Here is a 19,316-nt window from a genome sequence, read left to right as displayed (position 1 = left end):
CACGCGGCATCGGCCTCATGCGATCCGGGGGTGCGCGGTCTGGTGCCAGGTCCAGGCCGAGCGGATGATCGTGCCGAGATCGGACCGATGCGCCGCGAAGCCGAGCTCCTGCTGGGCAAGATGGGGATCTGCGACCAGGACCGGAGGATCGCCGGCGCGGCGCGCGCGCACCACCAGCGGGACCCGTTCGCCGGTCTCCCTGCCGATTGCATCGACGATCTCGCGCACCGAATGGCCGCGGCCGGTCCCGAGATTGTAGGTGCCACCCGAACCGGTCTGCAGCAGACGCTCCATCGCCGCGATGTGGGCTGCCGCGAGATCGTCGACGTGAACGTAATCGCGCACGGCGGTCCCGTCGGGTGTGTCATAGTCGGTGCCGAAGATCGCAAAGTCCGGCACGTGGCCGAGGATCGCCATCAGCGCGCGCGGGATCAGGTGCGTCTCAGGATCGCGCAACTCACCGATCAGGCCTGACGCGTCGGCGCCGCCGGCGTTGAAGTAGCGCAGCACGATGGCCGACAGGCCGTAGGCTGCCTGATAGTCCGCCAGGATCTGCTCGATCATGTATTTCGAGCGGCCGTATGGATTCAGGGCCGATCCCGCGGCGCTCTCGGGAATCGGATCCCGCCCGGCGTCGCCATAGACCGCGCCGGTCGAGGAGAACACCAGCCGCGCGCAGCCGGCCTCGCGCATGCCCTGCAGCAGGCCCAACGTGCCGACGACGTTGTTCAGATAATATTTGTGCGGATCGGCGACGGATTCGCCGATCGTGCTCGGCCCGGCCAGGTGCATCACCGCGTCGACCGCGTGGGCGCGGATGGTGTCAGCCACCCTGGCGCTGTCGGCGATGTCGCCGACCACGAGCGGTCCCCATCGCACGAAGCGGCGATGGCCGGTGGACAGATTGTCGTAACAGATCGGCACGTAGCCAGCCCCGGCGACAGCCTTGCAGCAATGAGCCCCGATGTAGCCGGCGCCGCCGGCAACCAGGATCGCTCCCTTGTGACCCATGCATGAAAGCCTTCTGATCAGCAAACGGCTGGACCCAAGTCGCGGATGAGAAATGTGACCCAGCGAGGCGACCGCTGCAACCGGGCAGCGCGCGCCGGCCGGCGTCACCGACAACCGCTGGGCGGCAGGCCGCTCCGTGCTCTTAACGCTCTCGCACCCAGCCGGTCGTCCAAATTGCGGTCAAGTGACGCCGAATAGCTGATGTCACGCGATGACGGCACGACATCTAGCCGTGAACAGACCTCGTACCGGGCTGCGCCGCTGATTCGGACGCGGTTCGTTCAAGTCACGTTCTGAACGTTAACGTGAGCGCGCGCGACGTCGCATTCTGGGACATCAGGCGCGGGCTGGTCGCGGCAGCGAATCCGGCGCCGATGTCGTTGGCGCGATCCCGGCGCGGCGATCGCGGGCTGTGCCTGTGCTCAACCTGCTGGCCTGTTAGCTGGTTCATCACGGTCCGATCGCCCGCGGGTTCCGTTCGGCGCGCAGATGTCCATGCCCCGCGACGCACGGCTCACAACCCAGAGTCCAGGTGGCACGCGGCGCAGAATGGGATACGAGTCGTCGGACTGATCAGCGTCGGCCGATGCAGGAGGCGTCCCTTGAGTGAAACACCGAGCAACGTCGACGCGGCGGCGCGCGCTGCATCGACGCCGCCCGCCGCGGCGCCCGGGCTCTGGGCGCGTCTCGGCATTCCGCTGCTTGCGGTGATCGCAGCGCTCGCCTTCGTGGCGCTCGCGACCACGCGCTGGAACGCCTGGACCGGCAACGCAACGACCCAATCGACCAACGATGCCTATGTGCGCGCCGACCTGACGCAGCTCTCGAGCCGCGTGGCCGGCGAGGTGACGAAGGTTGCGGTCAGCGATTTCCAGCAGGTCAAGGCCGGCGACCTGCTGGTCCAGATCGATCCGGCCGACTACGAGGCACAGGTGTCGCAGGCCGAGGCCAATGTCGAAGCGGCGCAGGCGGCGCTCGACAACCTCAGCAACCAGGTCGAGCTGCAATACGCGACCATCGCCCAGGCCGAAGCGCAGCAGGTCTCGGCCGGCGCGGCCGAGGTGCAGGCCAGGCAGGAGGAAGAGCGCCAGCAGTCGCTGTCACAGAGCGAGGCAGGTACCAAGCAGCGGCTGGAACAGGCCACCGCCGCCTATGCCAAGGCACAGGCGGACGTGCGCGCGAGCCGCGCGGTGATCGCCGCGCAGCGTCATCAGCTCGAGGTGCTCACCGGCACCAAGAAGCAGCGCGGCGCCGATCTCGCCGGCGCCAAGGCCGCGCTCGCCGCCGCGCGGCTCAAGCTCGGCTACACCAGGATCACCGCGCCATTCGACGGCGTCGTCGGACAGCGCCAGGTGCAGGTCGGCGACTACGTCAATATCGGCAGCAGCCTGATCGCGGTGGTGCCGCTGCCGCATGTCTTCGTCATCGCCAACTACAAGGAAACGCAGCTCACCCATGTCGCGCCCGGCCAGCCGGTCGAGATCACCGTGGATTCGTTCCCGGGCCAGAGGCTGCATGGCCGCGTCGAGCGGATCGCGCCGGCCTCCGGCTCGCAATTCGCGCTGCTGCCGCCCGACAATGCCACCGGCAACTTCACCAAGGTCGTGCAGCGCATTCCGGTCCGCATCGCCCTCGACGGCGACCAGCCGCTGCTCGCGCGGCTGCTGCCGGGCATGTCGGTCGTGACCCACATCCGCACCACCGGCCAGGCCGATGGCGCCAAGTGAGACCGATCGCGGACCGCTGTCGCGCGGCGGCCAGGCGGCGCATCCGCTGTTTGCCGTCGGCGCCGTCCTGCTCGGCTCGTTCCTGGCGAATTTCGACAGCCGGCTGACCTCGGTCGGCCTGCCCGATCTGCGCGGCGCGTTCTCGCTCGGTTTTGACGAGGGCGCCTGGCTGTCCACCGCGGCGATCGGCTCGCAGATCGTGATCGCGCCGGCCGTGGCGTGGCTCGCGACCGTGTTCGGTCTGCGCCGTGTGCTGGGTATTCCCAGCCTGATCTATGCGGTGCTGTCCCTGATCATTCCGTTCGTGCGCGACTATCCGACCTTGATCGCGCTCGCGATCCTGCACGGCATGCTGCTCGGCACCTTCGTGCCGGCCACGCTCATGATCATCTTCCGCAACCTGCCGATCCGCTGGTGGCTGCCGGCGATCTCGATCTATGCGATCCGGGTCGGCTTCGCGCTGGATACCTCGACCTCGCTGGTCGGCTTCTATGTCGAGCATCTCGGCTGGCAGTGGCTGTACTGGCAGGGCGTCGTGCTGGCGCCGCTGATGGCGCTGATGGTCTATCTCGGCACCCCGGCCGAGCCCGTCAACCGCGCGCTGCTCGAGAACGCCGACTGGGGCGGGATGCTGCTGCTCGGCAGCGCCGTGGCGATGATCTATGCCGGTCTCGACCAGGGCAACCGACTCGACTGGCTGCAATCGGGCACGGTGATGGCGCTGCTGTGCGGCGGCGCCGCGCTGTTCGTCCTGTTCCTCGTCAACGAGGCGCTCGCCCCGCAGCCATGGGCGCATTTCAACGTGCTGTTCTCGCGCAACATCGGGCTGTCGCTGGTCGTGATCCTGCTCTACACGCTGACCAGCCTCTCGAATGCGTCGCTGGTGCCGAACTTCCTCGTCACCATCACGCAGTTGCGGCCGGAGCAGAGCGGCTCGCTGCTGTTGTTCTACGGCGCGCTGCCGATGGTCGTGCTGGTGCCGCTGTCGATCGTCCTGCTTCGCCATCTCGATCCCCGCATCGTCGTCGTGCTCGGTCTCAGTGCCTTCGCGGCGGCCAATCTGCTCGGCACTCAGATCACCCATGCCTGGGCGCGCGAGGATTTCATCGTCATCGTCGTGCTGCAGTCGATCGGACAGGCCCTGACCTTGCTTCCGATCATCATCGTCGCGCTGTCGAATTCCGATCCGGCGCGGGCGACGTCCTTTGCGGCCTATATCCAGGTGATGCGGCTCGGCGGCGCCGAAATCGGCGTCGCCCTGATGGGAACGTGGCTGCGGGTGCGCGAGCAGGTGCATTCGGCCTATCTCGGCCTCAACATCCAGAGCGGCGATCTCGACGTCGCGCGCGCGCTGCAACGACTGACCGGCTATTTCGCCGCGCATGGCGGCGGCCAGGCCAAGGCCCGCGCCGTCGGGACCTTGGCCGCGCAGGTGCAGCGCGAGGCCAACGTGCTCGCTTATCTCGATGCGTTCTGGCTGTGCTTCTGGCTCGCGATCGCCGCGCTCCTGCTGGTCGCCCTGATCACGCGCGCGCCTTCGGGCCCGTTCTCGCCAGCACCGATCGGTCTGAGGGCGGCGTGGATGCGACGGTTCGGAACGTCGACGACGTGAGCGGGCCCGCCCGCAGCATGCGGGGTCGTCGCCTTCTCTCCAACAACGCCGGCGCGCCTCTGCGTCTTTAACCTTCTGACGAAAGCCGAGCCGCACGATCAGAATCGCCAGCGCTGCATGTTGCGCGCCATCTCCGAGAGCTACGACATCTAGCCGTGAACAGATCTCAAACCGTGATTCGCAAGCGATTCGGACGCGGTTCGTTCCAGCCGCGTTCCGAACGTTAACGGCGGTGCGATGATCGTCGCATTCTGGGACATCATGCTCGCGATGATTGCGGCAACTCGTCGAGCGGCCATTTCGGACGCTTGATCTTCTTGTAGGGCAACGTCGTGACGTCGCGCGCGACCACGCCGGGCGCATCGACCATGATGATGTCGGCCGCGATCGGCGCAAATGCCGCGCGGAAATGCTGGGCGGATTTCACCACGACGAGCTTGCGCGCGGCAGGATCGCAGCCGAGCTGCGTGAAGAAGTCGGTGCCGAACGCCTGGCAGCGGAACGTGGTGATCACGACCTCGACGCCATTGCTCCCGATCAACGCGCAATCGCCGAGCTTGGCGGGCGTGCCGGCAAGGCCCGTCATCACCATATTCTCCTTCAGCGCCTTGATCTCCCAGGTCGCATCGACGGGATCACCCGACAGCGGCCCGATCTTGCCGCCGATCCGCAGCGGCAGCTTGGCGCCGACGCCGGCATCGAAGGCGATGCGCACCGCGATCGGATCCCAGAGCGGACCGAGGCAGGCATTGCCGATGTTGCGGTCGAGCAGCCGGCGCAGGATGAACGTGGAATCGCCGGGCGCACCGCCGCCGGGATTGTCGCTGGCATCGCCGAGCACGATGGTGCCGTCCTTCGCCAAGGCCTGGTCGAGCGCAGCATCGACGCCGGGCATGCGTTCGGTCACCGCCTCGCGCATGCCGATCAGCTCGTCCGCGAGCTTGCGCGCCAGCGCCTGCGCCTTGGCGCCATCGGGATCGACGGCGGCATCGCTATAGACCAGCACCTTGGTGCCCATGGACGGCGTGTCGCCCCAGCCGAAGCCGTGAACGATCGAGGCCGAGACGATGCCGTCCTTGCCTTCCAGCGCGGTGACGCGGTCGACGAAGCTGCGCACCGGCTCGCGCGTGGTGTGCAGGGTCACGATCATGTCGGTGTCGACCAGGGCCTTCTGCAGCTTCAGCCGCTTCTCGGCGAGCTCGGTGCAATGTTTCACCAGATCCTGGGCCCGCTCGAGAATGTCGGTGTGCGGATATTCCTTCCAGCAGATCAGAAGATCGGCGCTTCTGACCATCAGCTCGCTCATGTGAACGTGGGGGTCGAGCGTCGCACCGATGACCACATCGGGTCCGACGATGTCGCGGATGCGCGCGAGCAGCTCGCCCTCGCAATCATCATAGCCGTCGGCGATCATCGCGCCGTGCAGGCCGATCAACGCCATGTCGACCGGCAGCGCGGCTTCGAGGTCGGCGAGGATCTGGTCGCGCAGGGTTTCGAACGCGGCGCGGGTGACGAGCCCGTTCGGCACCGCTGCGGCGACCAGCCCCTCGATCAAGGTCCAACCTTTCGATGGCCCGACCTGCCGCGCCGCCCATAGTGGCCCGCCATGCATCTGCATCTTGTCCGGATGCGTTCCGGCCGGGAAGTAGGCGCGCTCGTGGAAGGTCGCGAGCCCCGTCGGCATCGGCGCAAAAGTGTTGGTCTCGGTGGCAAGGGCGGCGGAGAAGACACGCATGGAGGAATTGCTCTTGGTTCGCGCGATGACAATGAGGCGGCCGCAGGGGATCGCATCGCGCCCACGAGCACAAGACTTTGCGACGGCAGAGCACCCGTCGCTCAGCGCATGATGTCGATCAGTTCGCCGCCGCCGGCGCCCTCACCGACTGATCCTCGATCGCCTTGATCGCGACGACGGCGACCTGGGATAATGCCTCGCGGTCGGCGCCTGACGACGCCATCACGCTCATGCCGGTGATCACGGCGGAAACATAGCGCGCGAGCGCAGCGGGGTCGGCGGCTTCAGCCAGATCGCCTTCGCGCTTGGCGCGCTCGAAACGGTGCCGGAGCTGCTCCTCGGTCTGCGCGCGGCGGGCCGCGAGCTCGAACGGCACGTTGGAAGAGCCGGAGCCGCAGGCGAGACCGCCCTGCACCAGCAGGCAGCCGGGCGGATTGGAAGGATCGGTCTGTTTCTCGGCGACGCCCATCAGCATCCGCGCGGTGACCTCGTGGGCGGTCGGCGCGCTCAGCACCTCGTCCATCCAGGCCTCCCGTCGCGCCGTGTAGCGGTCGAGCGCGGCCCTGAGCAGGGCCTCCTTGCTGCCGAACGCGGCATAGAGGCTGGGCGGGTTGATGCCCATGGCGTCGGTGAGCTGGGCGATGGTGGCGCCCTCATAGCCATGGCGCCAAAACACCTCCATCGCCTGGTCCAACGCGGTGTCGCGATCGAAAGTCCGGGGCCGTCCGATGCCCATCTGCAAAACTCCTGTTCCGTCTCCGCCCCGTCTGATTCTTATCTAGTTGTTCTTGAACGCGATTTCTTTGATCTGGCGCAGTCCGCCGAAAGTCGGGCTACTATTTTCGTAGTATCCGTTACATAAGTCTCTTGCGAACGGGTTGCCAGCGCCACATTTGTAGCGAGCACTACAAATCTGGAGCGCGCCAATGCCTTCGTCCGAAATTCGTTCTTCCGGCCGCCTGAAGCGGTGGCTGAGCACCGTCGCCGCCGCCGGCTTGGTGATTGCCGCCGGCTCCTACGCCGGCTCCCAATATTTCCACTTCAGTTCCGCGCCGAATGCGGCCCGCGCTGCGGCCCCCGAACAGGCCGTCCCCGTTACGGTTGCCGTCGTCGAGCCGCGCCAGGCGAGCCTGTGGGACGAGTTCTCCGGCCGGCTTGAAGCCGTCGAGCGGGTCGAGATCCGGCCGCGGGTGGCCGGTGCCATTCTCGGCACCAATTTCACCGAGGGCTCGCTGGTCAAGGCTGGCGACGTCCTGTTCAAGATCGACCCGGCGCCCTACGCCGCCGAGGTCGACCGGGCGCAGGCGCAACTGGAAGCGGCGCGCGCCCGCGCCGCCTTCGCCGCCAACGAACTGGAGCGCGGCGCGCAGCTGGTTGGCAATTCCATCGTGACCAAGCGCGATTACGACCAGCGCGACAACGGCAATCGCGAAGCCATCGCCAACGTCAAGGCCGCCGAAGCGACCTTGCAGACAGCCAAGCTCAATCTCGACTACACGCAGGTGCGCGCGCCGGTCGACGGCCGGGTCGGCCGGATCGAGGTCACGGTCGGCAACCTCGTCGCCGCCGGGTCGGCCTCGCCGGTGCTGACCTCGCTGGTGTCCGTCAACCCGATCTATGCGAGCTTCGACGCCACCGAAGAGCTGGTGTTGCGCGCATTGTCGGCGATTGCCGACGGCTCGGGCAAACGCGGCAATCTCGACCGCATCCCGGTCGAGATGACGACCTCGGGCGGCATCACGGCATCCGGCCATATCCAGTTGATCGACAATCAGGTCAACGGGCAGAGCGGCACGATCCGCGTCCGCGCCGTGTTCAAGAACGAGGACGGCCGGCTGATCCCCGGCCAGTTCGCGCGCGTGCGCATGGGCCAGCCGCAGCAGCAATCGCTGGTGCTGCTCGACGAGCGCGCCATCGGCACCGACCAGGACAAGAAATTCGTGATGGTGGTCGGCGACGACGAGCGCGCTGTCTATCGCCCGGTCAGCCTCGGCGGCAGCGTCGATGGCCTGCGCATCATCTCCGCCGGCCTCAAGCCCGGCGAGCGCGTGGTCGTCAACGGCCTCCAGCGGGTGCGGCCAGGTGCGTTGTTGAAGACGCAGGTGGCCGCGATGGGCGCACGCGATGGGGCGGCCACTGACAACAAGCGACTGGCGCAGCGCTGATCATGATCGACAATGGCGGTCACCACACACGCGATGCCCACCCTCCCCTGGAGGGGGAGGGTCGACGCGCGCACAGCGCGCGGCGGGGTGGGGTGACGGTCTCAGTTGGTGAAAACCTGCTCGCACCTCCTCAGCCATCCGTGCGTCGCGGGTTCGTCTCAGTCGAGCACCGCACGCGCGGAGGGGCCGCCACCCCACCCCGTCTCGCATGTCGCTGCGCTCATGCGAGCCGACCCTCCCCCTCCAGGGGAGGGTGGGCACCGCGCCAGCCCTTAGACCAAGTCAGATAACGACGACCGACCTCTCCCGACCACGGGGCCTCCCATGAACCTCTCCAAATTCTTCATCGATCGGCCGATCTTCGCAGGCGTGCTGTCGACGCTGATCTTCCTCGGCGGCTTGATCGCGCTGTTCTCCATGCCGATCTCCGAATACCCCGACGTCGTGCCGCCCTCCGTGGTGGTGCGTGCGACCTATCCCGGCGCCAATCCGAAGGTGATCGCCGAGACGGTGGCGACGCCGATCGAGGAGCAGATCAACGGCGTCGAGAACATGCTCTATATGAGCAGCCAGGCGACCACCGACGGCGCGATGACGCTCACGGTCACCTTCAAGCTCGGCACCGATCCGGACAAGGCCACGCAGCTGGTGCAGAACCGGGTGCAGCAGGCCGAGCCGCGGCTGCCCGCCGTGGTGCGCCAGCTCGGGGTGATCACCAAGAAGAGCTCGCCCGACCTCACCATGGTCGTGCATCTGATCTCGCCCAACGGCCGCTATGACACCACCTATTTGCGCAACTACGCGGTGCTCAACGTCAAGGACCGGCTGGCGCGCATCGACGGCGTCGGCGACGTCCAGCTGTTCGGCGCCGGCGACTATTCGATGCGGGTCTGGGTCGATCCGCAGAAGGCGGCCGAGCACGGTCTCTCCGCTAGCGACATCGTCAAGGCGATCCAGGCGCAGAACGTCGAGGCCGCTGCCGGCGTGGTCGGCGCCTCGCCGAGCGTGAAGGGGCTGGACCTGCAGCTCTCGGTCAATGCCGAGGGCCGGCTGTCGAACGAGGACCAGTTCGCCGACATCGTGGTGAAGACCGGCGCTCACGGCGAGATCACGCGGCTGCGCGACGTCGCCCGCATCGAGCTCGGCGCCTCCGAATACGGCCTGCGCTCGCTGCTCGACAACAAGCAGGCGGTGGCGATTCCGATCTTCCAGGCGCCGGGCTCCAACGCGCTGCAGATCTCCGACAACGTCCGCGCCACCATGGCGGAGATCGCGAAGACGATGCCGGAGGGCGTCGAGTATCACATCGTCTACGACCCGACCCAGTTCGTGCGCTCCTCGATCGAGGCCGTCGTGCACACGCTGTTCGAGGCGATCGTGCTGGTCGTGATCGTGGTGATCCTGTTCCTGCAGACCTGGCGCGCCTCGATCATCCCGCTGCTGGCGGTGCCCGTCTCCATCGTCGGCACCTTCGCCGTGATGCATCTGTTCGGCTTCTCGATCAACGCGCTCAGCCTGTTCGGCCTGGTGCTCGCGATCGGCATCGTCGTCGACGACGCCATCGTCGTGGTCGAGAATGTCGAGCGCAACATCGAGAGCGGGCTGTCGCCGCGTGACGCCACCTACCAAGCGATGCGCGAGGTGTCGGGGCCGATCATCGCGATCGCGCTGGTGCTGGTCGCCGTGTTCGTGCCGCTCGCCTTCATCTCCGGCCTCACGGGCCAGTTCTACAAGCAGTTCGCGCTGACGATCGCGATCTCCACCGTGATCTCGGCGGTGAACTCGCTGACCTTGTCGCCGGCCCTGTCGGCGCTGCTGCTCAAGGGCCACCACGAGCCGAAGGATCGCCTCACCCGCATCCTCGACCAGAGTCTCGGCTGGTTCTTCCGCGGCTTCAACCGCGCCTTCGTCCGCGCCTCCAACAATTACAGCGGCAGCGTGTCCAAGGTGATCACCGGCAAGGCCGCGGTGATGATCCTCTATGTCCTGCTGGTCGGCGCCACCGCCGTGCTGTTCAAGCAGGTGCCGGGCGGCTTCGTGCCGGGCCAGGACAAGCAGTATCTGGTCGGCTTCGCGCGGCTGCCGGACGGCGCCACGCTCGACCGCTCCGAGGAGGTGATCCGCAAGATGAGCGACATCGCGCTGACGCAGCCCGGGATCGAGAGCTCGGTCGCCTTCCCCGGCCTGTCGATCTCCGGCTTCACCAACTCCTCCAATGCCGGCATCGTGTTCTCGACCTTGAAGCCGTTCGACGAGCGTAAGGATCCATCGCTGTCCGGCGGCGCGCTGGCGATGGAGCTCAACAAGAAATATGCGGGCATCCAGGACGCCTTCATCGCGATGTTCCCGCCGCCACCGGTCAACGGCTTGGGCACCATCGGCGGCTTCAAGCTGCAGATCGAGGACCGCGCCGGCCTCGGCTACGAGGCTCTGAACGACGTCACCAAGGCGTTCATGGCCGGCCTGCAGAAGTCGCCGGAGATCGCCGGCGTGTTCTCGAGCTTCCAGGTCAACGTCCCGCAACTGTTCGCCGACATCGACCGCACCAAGGCGTTGCAGCTCGGCGTCCCCGTGACGGAGGTGTTCAACACCCTGCAGATCTACCTCGGCTCCTACTACGTGAACGACTTCAACAAGTTCGGCCGCACCTATTCGGTGCGCGTGCAGGCCGACGCGCCGTTCCGCGCCCGTGCCGACGATATCCGCCAGCTCAAGGTGCGCTCCGCCTCCGGCGACATGGTGCCGCTGTCGGCGCTGCTCAACGTGCGACAGAGCGCAGGTCCCGAACGCGCCATCCGCTACAACGGCTTCCTGTCGTCGGATATCAACGCGGCAGCGGCGCCCGGCTTCTCCTCCGGCCAGGCGCAGGCGGCCGCCGAGCGGGTCGCGGCCGAGGTGCTGCCGCCCGGCTTCGCCTTCGAATGGACCGACCTGACCTACCAGGAGTTCATCGCCGGCAACTCCGGCCTGTGGGTGTTTCCGCTCGCGATCCTGCTGGTGTTCCTGGTGCTGGCCGCGCTGTATGAGAGCCTGACCCTGCCGCTGGCGATCCTGATGATCGTGCCGATGGCCCTGCTGGCGGCGATGTTCGGTGTCTACCTCTCGAAGGGCGACAACAACATCTTCACCCAGATCGGCCTGATCGTGCTCGTCGGCCTCTCCGCCAAGAACGCGATCCTGATCGTCGAATTCGCGCGCGAGCTCGAATTCGCCGGGCGGACGCCGTTGCGCGCCGCGATCGAGGCCAGCCGCCTGCGGCTGCGGCCGATCCTGATGACGTCGATGGCGTTCATCATGGGCGTGCTGCCGCTGGTGCTCTCGACCGGCGCCGGCTCGGAGATGCGGCGCGCGATGGGCGTCGCGGTGTTCTCCGGCATGATCGGCGTCACCGTGTTCGGCCTGTTCCTGACGCCCGTGTTCTACGTGCTGCTGCGGACGCTGACCGGCATGAAGCCCCTCACCCAGCATGGCGGCCACGGCACGGTGGCGGCTCAACCCGCGGAGTAAACAAGAATGTGAACGCGCGTGATGTCGAGCGCCCGGAAACGCGATCGTCTCTTGATTCGTAGAGACAAATGGCAGCCGGCGTCCCGATCACGCTCCACGGATGATCCGATTCACGATCAATTCTACACGACTGTGAAACGGATCACAGACCAGCGCAGCGAGATGGAGGACGCCAACTCCAGCACGTTGCGCCGACCCGGCGGCCTGTCCCGCACCAGGCCGCCGGGTCATTTGACCACACGGAGTTGCAACATGGATTTTTTGAATCATCTTGTCGCCGCCAGACTGATGAAGACAGCAGAGGGTTTTGAACGCATCGGCGCCCACGGTGCATCGCGGCGGCTGCCGGCTCCGACCCGTGCGCGGGCGACGAGCACACCGGCGCTCGGTCTCGTCGTCGACAATTCGGCGGGGAGCGAACCGGTGCCGGCGCTTGCCTGCCCGGACGATCAAGGTTGCAGCGCCGGATTGTAGGACCGCAACGCTCCAAACACGTCCCCGGGGGCGTGACCCCCGCCGGACCAGACCATGCGCCGGCAGCGGACGATCTCAACACGCCCTGCCGCAACGCGGCCGGCGCGGCGCCTAGCGCCAAAATGGCATCATCTCACGATCAAAACTCGCGCTTGCCACGGCTGGGAACAGCCGATAGCTTTTTTGAACCTTTCAAAGCGCGACGGATCATCGAGCATGTTTTCACGGCGGACCAGCCCCACGGGTGTGAAGGTGTCGAACGGGACGCCACGCGCGGCCCTCCCCGTCTCGAAGACGGTGCTGGTGGCGGCGGCAGCCATGCTGAGCGTCGCCGCGGCGGCGCAGGCGCGCGATCTCACGGTGGTGTCTTGGGGCGGCAACTATCAGGACGCGCAGCGCAAGATCTACTTCCAGCCGTTCGCCGCCAAGCTCGGCGCCACCGTGCTCGACGAGAGCTGGGACGGCGGCTATGGCGTGCTGCAGGCCAAGGTGAAGGCCGGGGTGCCGAACTGGGATGCGGTGCAGGTCGAGGCCGAGGAGCTCGAGCTCGGCTGCAGCGACGGCATCTATGAGAAGATCGACTGGAGCAAGATCGGCGACAAGAAAGGCTTCATCCCGGCCGGCGTGAGCGATTGCGGCGTCGGCGCCATCGTGTGGTCGACGGGCATGTCCTATGACGGCGACAAGATCAAGGATGGGCCAAAGACCTGGGCGGACTTCTGGGACACGGCGAAGTTTCCGGGCAAGCGCGGCCTGCGCAAGGGCGCCAAATACACGCTCGAATTCGCGCTGATGGCCGACGGCGTGCCGGCGACCGACGTCTACAAGGTGCTGAAGACCAAGGAGGGCGTCGAGCGCGCCTTCAAGAAGCTCGACGCGCTCAAGGCCGACATCGTGTGGTGGGAGGCCGGCGCGCAGCCGCTGCAGCTCCTGTCATCCGGCCAGGTCGCGATGACCTCGGTCTATAACGGCCGCATCAGCGCCATCAACCGCACCGAGGGCAAGCATTTCGGCTTCGTGTTTCCGGGCAGCATCTACGCTGTCGACAGCTGGGTGGTGCTGAAGGGCTCGCCAAACAAGGACGCCGCGATGAACTTCATCGCGTTTGCGAGCCAGGCCGAGAACCAGGCCAAGCTGCCGGAATACATCGCCTATGGCCTGCCGAACATCGCCGCCGCCAAGCTGGTGCCGGAAAAATTCGCCGCCGAGCTGCCGACCACGCCGGACAATCTGAAGCAGGCGATCGCGCTCGACGTCGGCTTCTGGACCGACAATTCGGAAGAGCTGTCGAAGCGCTTCAACGCCTGGCTCGCGCGCTGAGGCTCGCCGCTTCAGCAAACCGGGCGCGCGATGATCGTCGTCGCGACGCGCGCCTGCCCTCCTCGTGCATGAGTCCCGGCGAGGTCCGCGCCGAAAGCCTCCGTCATGGATACCCCCTTCATCTCGTTCCGGCATGTGGTCAAGCGCTTCGCTGCGCTGACCGTGGTCGACGATCTCGATCTCGATATCGCGCGCGGTGAGTTCGTCGCCCTGCTCGGGCCCTCCGGCTCCGGCAAGACCACGCTCCTGATGATGCTCGCAGGCTTCGAGCAGCCGACCAGCGGCACGATCGAGGTCGGCGGCGCCAGGGTCGACGGGCTGCCTCCGCACAAGCGCAACATGGGCGTGGTGTTCCAGAACTACGCGCTGTTCCCGCATATGAGCGTGCGCGACAACATCGCCTTTCCGCTCAGGATGCGCGGCACGTCCAAGCCCGAGATCGCGCAGCGCGTCGCCCGCGTGCTCGACATGGTCAAGCTGTCGGCCATGGCCGAGCGCAAGCCGGCGCAGCTCTCCGGCGGCCAGCAGCAGCGCGTCGCGCTTGCCCGCGCCCTGGTGTTCGAGCCGCAGGTGGTGCTGATGGACGAGCCGCTCGGCGCGCTCGACAAGAAGCTGCGCGAGCAGATGCAGCTCGACATCCGCGACCTGCACCGCCGGCTCGGCCTCACCATCGTGTTCGTCACCCACGATCAGGACGAGGCGCTGACGATGTCGGACCGCATCGCCGTGTTCAACCACGGCAGGATCGAGCAGATCGGCACGCCGCGCGAGATCTACGAGCTGCCGCGCACGCCCTTCGTCGCCGAGTTCATCGGCGAGACCAACCTGCTGGCGTGCAAGGTCGACGAGCACGCGGGCGACGCGGTGCGGCTGACGACAGACTCGGGCCTCACGCTGTCGGCGCATGCCGGCGCCGTCCGCATCGATGGCGGCAGGGTGCAGGTTTCGATCCGTCCCGAGGCCATCCGGATCAACGATCATGCAGCGGCGACCGCGAACCGCCTGACCGCGCGCATCCTGGATGCGGTGTATTTCGGCGATCACGTGCGTCTGGTCGCCACGGTCGGCGCGCAGCGGCTGATCATCAAGGGCGATCGTGCCGGTCAGGCTGCGGAGGTCGGCAGCGAGGTCGCGCTGTCGTTCGCGGCGTCGGACGTCTGGGTGGTGGGATCATGCGACCAGTCTTCCGCCAACGGTTGACGGCATTTCTGCTGCTGGCGCCGCTTCTGGCGTTCATGCTGTCGTTCTTCGTCGTGCCGCTGGTGACGATGATGAAGTCGGCTGTATCCGATCCAGTCGCGACCGAGTCCCTGCCCCGCACCCACAAGGCGCTGGCGCGCTGGGACCGCACGAGCGTGCCTCCTGCAACCGCACAGGCCGCGTTCATCGACGACATCCGCAAGCTGACCAATGACGAGCAGTTCGGCGATCTCGTTCGCCGCCTGAACAGCGCGCAGTCCGGATTCCGCAGCCTGCTTGGTAAGACCCGCCGCGCGCTCGACGGCACCGGCGCGGTCGACCTCGCCGCAATCGACTCGCGCTGGAGCGAGACCTCCTATTGGACGACCATCGCCGAGGCCGTCGCCTCGCCCTGGACCGACAAGAACCTGCTCGCCGCCGTCGACCTCGAGCACAACGCCGCCGGCAATATCGCTGCGATGCCGGAGGGCGCCTCGGCCAACCGCCTGATCATGATCCGGACCTTCGTGACCTCGGCGCTGGTGACGCTGGCCTGCATCCTCATCGGCCTGCCGTTCGCGATGGTGGCCGCCTCGGTCGACGGCTGGCGACGGCAGATCCTGCTCGGCGCGGTGCTGCTGCCGCTCTGGACCTCGCTGCTGGTACGCACCGCCGCCTGGTATGTCGTGCTGCAGGACAACGGCCTGATCAACGCCACCTTGAAGGGGCTCGGCCTGACGTCGGCGCCGATCCCGCTGATGTTCAACCGGATCGGCGTCGTCATCGCCATGACGCATGTGCTGCTGCCGTTCATGGTGCTGCCGATCTTCAGCGTGCTGATCGCGATCCCGCGCAACCTGATGCCGGCGGCGGCCTCGCTCGGCGCCCATCCGCTGCGCGCCTTCGTCCACGTGCTGCTGCCGCTGTCGATGCGCGGCGTCGTCTCGGGCGCGCTGCTCGTGTTCATGGCCGCGCTGGGCTACTACATCACGCCCGCTTTGATCGGCGGCGCCAACGACCAGATGATCAGCTCGGTGATCGCCTACTACGCCACGGGAGCCGCGAACTGGGGCATGGCCGGCGCGCTCGGCCTCGTCCTGCTCGCGATGACGATCCTGCTCTACGCCGTCTACATCCGGCTGACCTCGGCCGAGGAGCAGCGCGCATGAAATGGCTGCCGCTCGTCAAACTGCTGTTCGCGATCGCCGTCATCGTGTTCCTGCTCGGGCCGCTGATCGCGGTGCTGCCGCTATCGCTGACCGACAGCGTGTTCCTGAACTATCCCATTCCCGGCTACTCGACGCGCTGGTTCCGCGAGCTGGTCACGGCCGAGTCCTGGCGACTGTCGATCGTCAACAGCCTGCTGATCGGCTCGGGGACCACAGCCGTTGCAACGTTGCTCGGCACGCTCGCCGCGCTCGGCCTGCGCGGCAGGCGCGCCTCGCTGCTGATCTCGACCTTGCGCACCGTGTTCCTGCTGCCGATGGTGGTGCCGGCGGTCGTGCTCGGCGTCGGCATGCAGCTGATGTTTTCGCGCTACGGGCTCACCAACACCTATCTCGGCGTGATCATCGCGCACACCGTCGTCGCCGTGCCGTTCGTGCTAGTCAACGTCTCCTCGGCCTTGCAGGGCGTGGATATCCAGCTCGAGCGGGCCGCCGCGAGCCTCGGCGCCTCGCCTGCCGTGGTGCTGCGCTCGGTGACGTTTCCCATCGCGCTGCCCGGCATCATCTCCGGCGCGTTGTTCGCTTTCGCGACGTCGCTGGACGAGGTGGTGCTGACGCTGTTCGTCGCCGGCCCCAATCAACGCACCCTGGCGCGGCAGATGTTCGCCACCATCCGCGAGAACATCAGCCCGGCGATCGTCTCGGCGGCGGCCGTGTTCATCGTCGGGACGATCGTGCTGTCGCTCGCGATGCTCGCGCTCCGGCGGCGGATGACGTGAGCGAGAGCTTATCGTAGATGATTGCCCTCTACATCAAGGTCCTTCCAAAGCGGTTCAACCAGGATGCTTCTCCACCTTCGCGGCTTTATTGCGCAACTCCTTAAAGACCTCCGACCGCCGGGTGGGATCGAGAATAATCTGTAGCCGACCGACGAAATGCCTTTTGCAGCCGGTCAATTCATCTCGACGAGCCTGGTTGTTCTGTTTGTTCTGGCAATCGACTCTACCCAAGCTCTTGTAGGCACTCACAAGTCCATCAAGCACCTCATGCCGAAATCCTTGGTACCCAGGCTCCTTATCCATTCCATGATCTTCAACCCGAGTATTGGGGAAGAACCATCGTCCACGATCAATCATCGATGAAATCGCGACTAGGAGTCTATGACGTCGCTCGAAGAAGGACTCTCCCTTGAATCCACTTACCGGATCCAATCGCTTTGGATCGAGATCACAGAGATGAACCGCCTCAGATAGAGCATCGACGACTTCCTCCCCCCACTCTCGAATGTCCTCGAAATAATTGAGCTCGGTGGTCATCACATCAAGCTTCTGCTTAAAGTACGCAAGCCCCAATGTTCGTGTTGAAAACCATACACTCGTAACCGCAGCAAACAGAGCAATCACCGCGCTCAGCACAGGAAGCGCTTGCAGCGTCTCAGCGCGTGAAAGTGGCCACCAATACATCTTTACATTCCAAACAAGTCGGTGAGACCAATTTCGCCGATGCACCCTAACCCTTATCCCACCTTCACATATTTCCGCCAATCATGCGCTTCCTTGAACCCGAGCACCTCGCGCGTCTTGCGGTTCGACAGCGGCGCCTCGTCGTCACCCATCTCGCGGGTCACCGGCACATTCGGGCAATAGCGCCGCAGCAACTCGCGCGTCGGCATCGTTGCGGTGACGGTGTCGTTGACGGCATTGAAGACCTGGAAGCCGAGCCCGTCCTTCTGGATCGCCAGATGCACGATCTCGCCGAGGTCGCGAGCGTCGATATAGGACCAGGCATTGCGCTTGCGCGACGGCGGGTCGGCGAGGAAACGCGGGAACATGTCGTATTCATGCGGCTCGATGACGTTGCCGATGCGCAAGCAGTAGATGTCGATGCCATAGCGCATCGCAAAGGCGCGCGCGGTCTTCTCGTTCACGACCTTGGACAACCCGTAGGAATCCATCGGGTCGGTGTCGTAGTCCTCCTCGAGCGGAAAGCTCCTGAAGTCCTTGTCGCCCTCCGCGAAGCATACGCCATAGGTGGTCTCGCTGGAGGCGATGATGATCTTGCGCACGCCGAGCTTCGCCGCGGCCTCGATGACGTTGTAGGTGCTGATCGTATTCACGCGAAAGGTCTCATTGTCGGGCTCGATCAGCACCCGCGGGATCGCGGCGAAATGCACCACCGCATCCGGCGCCCGTGGCGGCCGGCCGGCGTTGAAGCCGCCGAAGCCATGATGCGTGGTCAGCGCGTTGAAGGCCTGGCCGCTGTCCGTCAGATCCGCGATCAGGGTGTTGATCCCGGGGTGATCGAACGGCTTGAGATCGACGTTGAGGAGCGCGTAGCCCTTGTTCTGCAGATGCGGCAGTACATGCCTGCCCGCCTTGCCTGTTCCCCCGGTGAACACCACGCGCTTGGCTGTCATTGAGCTCGTCATCCCCTGTGAGTGCGTGATCGCTTCTAGCAGTTTCCAGCGAAGCTGCTCCACAAGGAACTTGCAGCCTGCCGCGCGGGACGCGGCCTGCTTTCAATGCCGCGTGGAAGCCTATTGCCGCACTGCGTTGATAGCTCCGCCTCCCGGCGGGTGACATCAGGCCAACCGCCCCGGCCCAGCCTGCGCGCATTTCTGTCGATCCGAAAATCGCGTCCCATCGCGACACGGCAGTCTCTGGATGCGTCGTCGGCACATCACCCGATCGCGATGCAAACGACGATCATTCGCAAAATTTTTTCGGCGCTGAGTAGCCAAGTTTCCCATTTTCGGATAGGTAATATAGTGCGGTCACAATGTATTGGGACGGCAGGTTCGTCCCTGAAGGGATATTGTCATGAGATTGTCGTCGAGTGTCGTCGTGTCCTCGGCTGCCGCCGTGCTGGCAACCGTCCTGCTGTGCGGTCCTGCCGCATCGCAAATCACACCAGGCTCCGCCCCCTCGCTTCCGGGCGTAACGGTCGACGCACCGAAGCAGGCGACAAAGCTCCACAGGTCGAAGACCACGGCCGACACCGGGATCTCGCGCCGCACGCGGTCGACGGCGTCGTCGACGGCGCGCGCGCCGTCAGTTGCGTCGGACTCCGTGGAAGCCAGGATCGCCAAGCTGGAGAGAGCCGCCAGCAGCTGCAACGGCGGCTGCGAGACCAGCTTCAAGTCGGGCAATGCGCCTTGGGTCGGATGCGCCTTGTCTGGTCAAGAATTTTCGCATTTCGATACGACCTGCTCCGACACGCTCAGGTACAAGCACTACGCGGACTGTGCGGAGACCAAGGCGTTCCTGGGCTGGGATCGCAACAAGGTCTGGCTGCATTGCAGCAGCCTGCTGGCCGGCGGCAAGTTTCAGGTCGCCGAGATCAAGCGGTTGAAGCGCGCCCAGTAGTTTGATGGCTTCACCTCTCGGCCTCATCTGAGGTCAGGTCCTGTGAGGTGACGTC

The 19,316-nt window shown here is 65.8% G+C and carries 16 protein-coding genes; 10 read left to right on the top strand and 6 right to left on the bottom strand.

Features of this window, described 5'->3' with window-relative positions; all coding sequences use genetic code 11:
• Positions 1-15: 15 nt before the first annotated feature.
• Positions 16-1,011: a UDP-glucose 4-epimerase GalE gene (gene galE, locus ACQR13_RS27560; protein ID WP_316193607.1), complete on the bottom strand. Its 996-nt coding sequence runs from the start codon at positions 1,009-1,011 to the stop codon at positions 16-18.
• Positions 1,012-1,613: 602 nt separating this feature from the next.
• On the opposite strand from galE, the gene ACQR13_RS27555 reads away from it, so the two are divergent.
• Entirely contained in the window at positions 1,614-2,738 is a 1,125-nt protein-coding gene (locus tag ACQR13_RS27555) for an HlyD family secretion protein (protein ID WP_315810741.1), read from the top strand.
• Positions 2,725-4,350: an MFS transporter gene (locus tag ACQR13_RS27550; protein ID WP_316193605.1), complete on the top strand. Its 1,626-nt coding sequence runs from the start codon at positions 2,725-2,727 to the stop codon at positions 4,348-4,350. Before ACQR13_RS27555 ends, ACQR13_RS27550 begins: the two co-directional genes overlap by 14 nt.
• A gap of 259 nt (positions 4,351-4,609) precedes the next feature.
• Here ACQR13_RS27550 and ACQR13_RS27545 read toward each other — a convergent pair whose 3' ends face one another.
• Both ACQR13_RS27545 and ACQR13_RS27540 read right to left on the bottom strand, forming a co-directional pair.
• Positions 4,610-6,085: a M81 family metallopeptidase gene (locus tag ACQR13_RS27545; RefSeq protein ID WP_316193603.1), complete on the bottom strand. Its 1,476-nt coding sequence runs from the start codon at positions 6,083-6,085 to the stop codon at positions 4,610-4,612.
• 118 nt (positions 6,086-6,203) lie between these two features.
• Complete coding sequence (locus ACQR13_RS27540) at positions 6,204-6,821, bottom strand: TetR/AcrR family transcriptional regulator (RefSeq protein ID WP_315716607.1); 618 nt, start codon at positions 6,819-6,821, stop codon at positions 6,204-6,206.
• Between the two features lie 190 nt (positions 6,822-7,011).
• Between ACQR13_RS27540 and ACQR13_RS27535 the strand changes: the two genes are divergently transcribed.
• From ACQR13_RS27535 to ACQR13_RS27505, 7 genes are all read left to right on the top strand, one after another.
• A complete protein-coding gene (locus tag ACQR13_RS27535; protein WP_315753346.1) occupies positions 7,012-8,250 on the top strand; it encodes an efflux RND transporter periplasmic adaptor subunit in 1,239 nt (412 codons plus the stop codon).
• A gap of 324 nt (positions 8,251-8,574) precedes the next feature.
• Positions 8,575-11,757 (top strand): efflux RND transporter permease subunit, encoded by a 3,183-nt coding sequence (locus ACQR13_RS27530; RefSeq protein ID WP_315825428.1) that lies wholly within the window; start codon positions 8,575-8,577, stop codon positions 11,755-11,757.
• Positions 11,758-12,009: 252 nt separating this feature from the next.
• Positions 12,010-12,231 (top strand): hypothetical protein, encoded by a 222-nt coding sequence (locus tag ACQR13_RS27525; protein WP_315769322.1) that lies wholly within the window; start codon positions 12,010-12,012, stop codon positions 12,229-12,231.
• A 318-nt stretch (positions 12,232-12,549) separates the two neighbouring features.
• The gene (locus ACQR13_RS27520) at positions 12,550-13,551 is read left to right on the top strand and encodes an ABC transporter substrate-binding protein (protein WP_315716713.1); all 1,002 of its coding nucleotides are present in this window, start codon (positions 12,550-12,552) and stop codon (positions 13,549-13,551) included.
• Between the two features lie 105 nt (positions 13,552-13,656).
• Positions 13,657-14,751: an ABC transporter ATP-binding protein gene (locus tag ACQR13_RS27515; protein ID WP_434863435.1), complete on the top strand. Its 1,095-nt coding sequence runs from the start codon at positions 13,657-13,659 to the stop codon at positions 14,749-14,751.
• Positions 14,752-14,786: 35 nt separating this feature from the next.
• Complete coding sequence (locus tag ACQR13_RS27510) at positions 14,787-15,899, top strand: ABC transporter permease (RefSeq protein WP_434863457.1); 1,113 nt, start codon at positions 14,787-14,789, stop codon at positions 15,897-15,899.
• Complete coding sequence (locus ACQR13_RS27505) at positions 15,896-16,675, top strand: ABC transporter permease (RefSeq protein ID WP_434863434.1); 780 nt, start codon at positions 15,896-15,898, stop codon at positions 16,673-16,675. Before ACQR13_RS27510 ends, ACQR13_RS27505 begins: the two co-directional genes overlap by 4 nt.
• A gap of 54 nt (positions 16,676-16,729) precedes the next feature.
• Here ACQR13_RS27505 and ACQR13_RS27500 read toward each other — a convergent pair whose 3' ends face one another.
• The 3 genes from ACQR13_RS27500 to ACQR13_RS27490 all read right to left on the bottom strand — a co-directional run bounded on the left by ACQR13_RS27500 (position 16,730) and on the right by ACQR13_RS27490 (position 19,035).
• Positions 16,730-17,359 carry a hypothetical protein gene (locus tag ACQR13_RS27500; protein WP_315753336.1) on the bottom strand — a complete coding sequence of 210 codons (630 nt, stop codon included), beginning with the start codon at positions 17,357-17,359 and terminating at the stop codon, positions 16,730-16,732.
• A 53-nt stretch (positions 17,360-17,412) separates the two neighbouring features.
• The gene (locus tag ACQR13_RS27495; RefSeq protein WP_315753334.1) at positions 17,413-18,312 is read right to left on the bottom strand and encodes an NAD-dependent epimerase/dehydratase family protein; all 900 of its coding nucleotides are present in this window, start codon (positions 18,310-18,312) and stop codon (positions 17,413-17,415) included.
• 357 nt (positions 18,313-18,669) lie between these two features.
• Positions 18,670-19,035 (bottom strand): hypothetical protein, encoded by a 366-nt coding sequence (locus ACQR13_RS27490; protein ID WP_315716599.1) that lies wholly within the window; start codon positions 19,033-19,035, stop codon positions 18,670-18,672.
• A gap of 31 nt (positions 19,036-19,066) precedes the next feature.
• Here ACQR13_RS27490 and ACQR13_RS27485 point away from each other — a divergent pair, with 31 nt between their 5' ends.
• On the top strand, positions 19,067-19,261 hold the full coding sequence (locus ACQR13_RS27485) for a hypothetical protein (protein ID WP_315716598.1): 195 nt from the start codon (positions 19,067-19,069) through the stop codon (positions 19,259-19,261).
• Positions 19,262-19,316 lie beyond the last annotated feature (55 nt).

It is taken from the genome of Bradyrhizobium sp. HKCCYLRH3059, assembly GCF_051168035.1.
GTDB lineage: Bacteria > Pseudomonadota > Alphaproteobacteria > Rhizobiales > Xanthobacteraceae > Bradyrhizobium.
The sequence above is the reverse complement of the archived record's forward strand: the minus strand, read 5'-3'. Positions and strand labels throughout refer to the sequence as shown.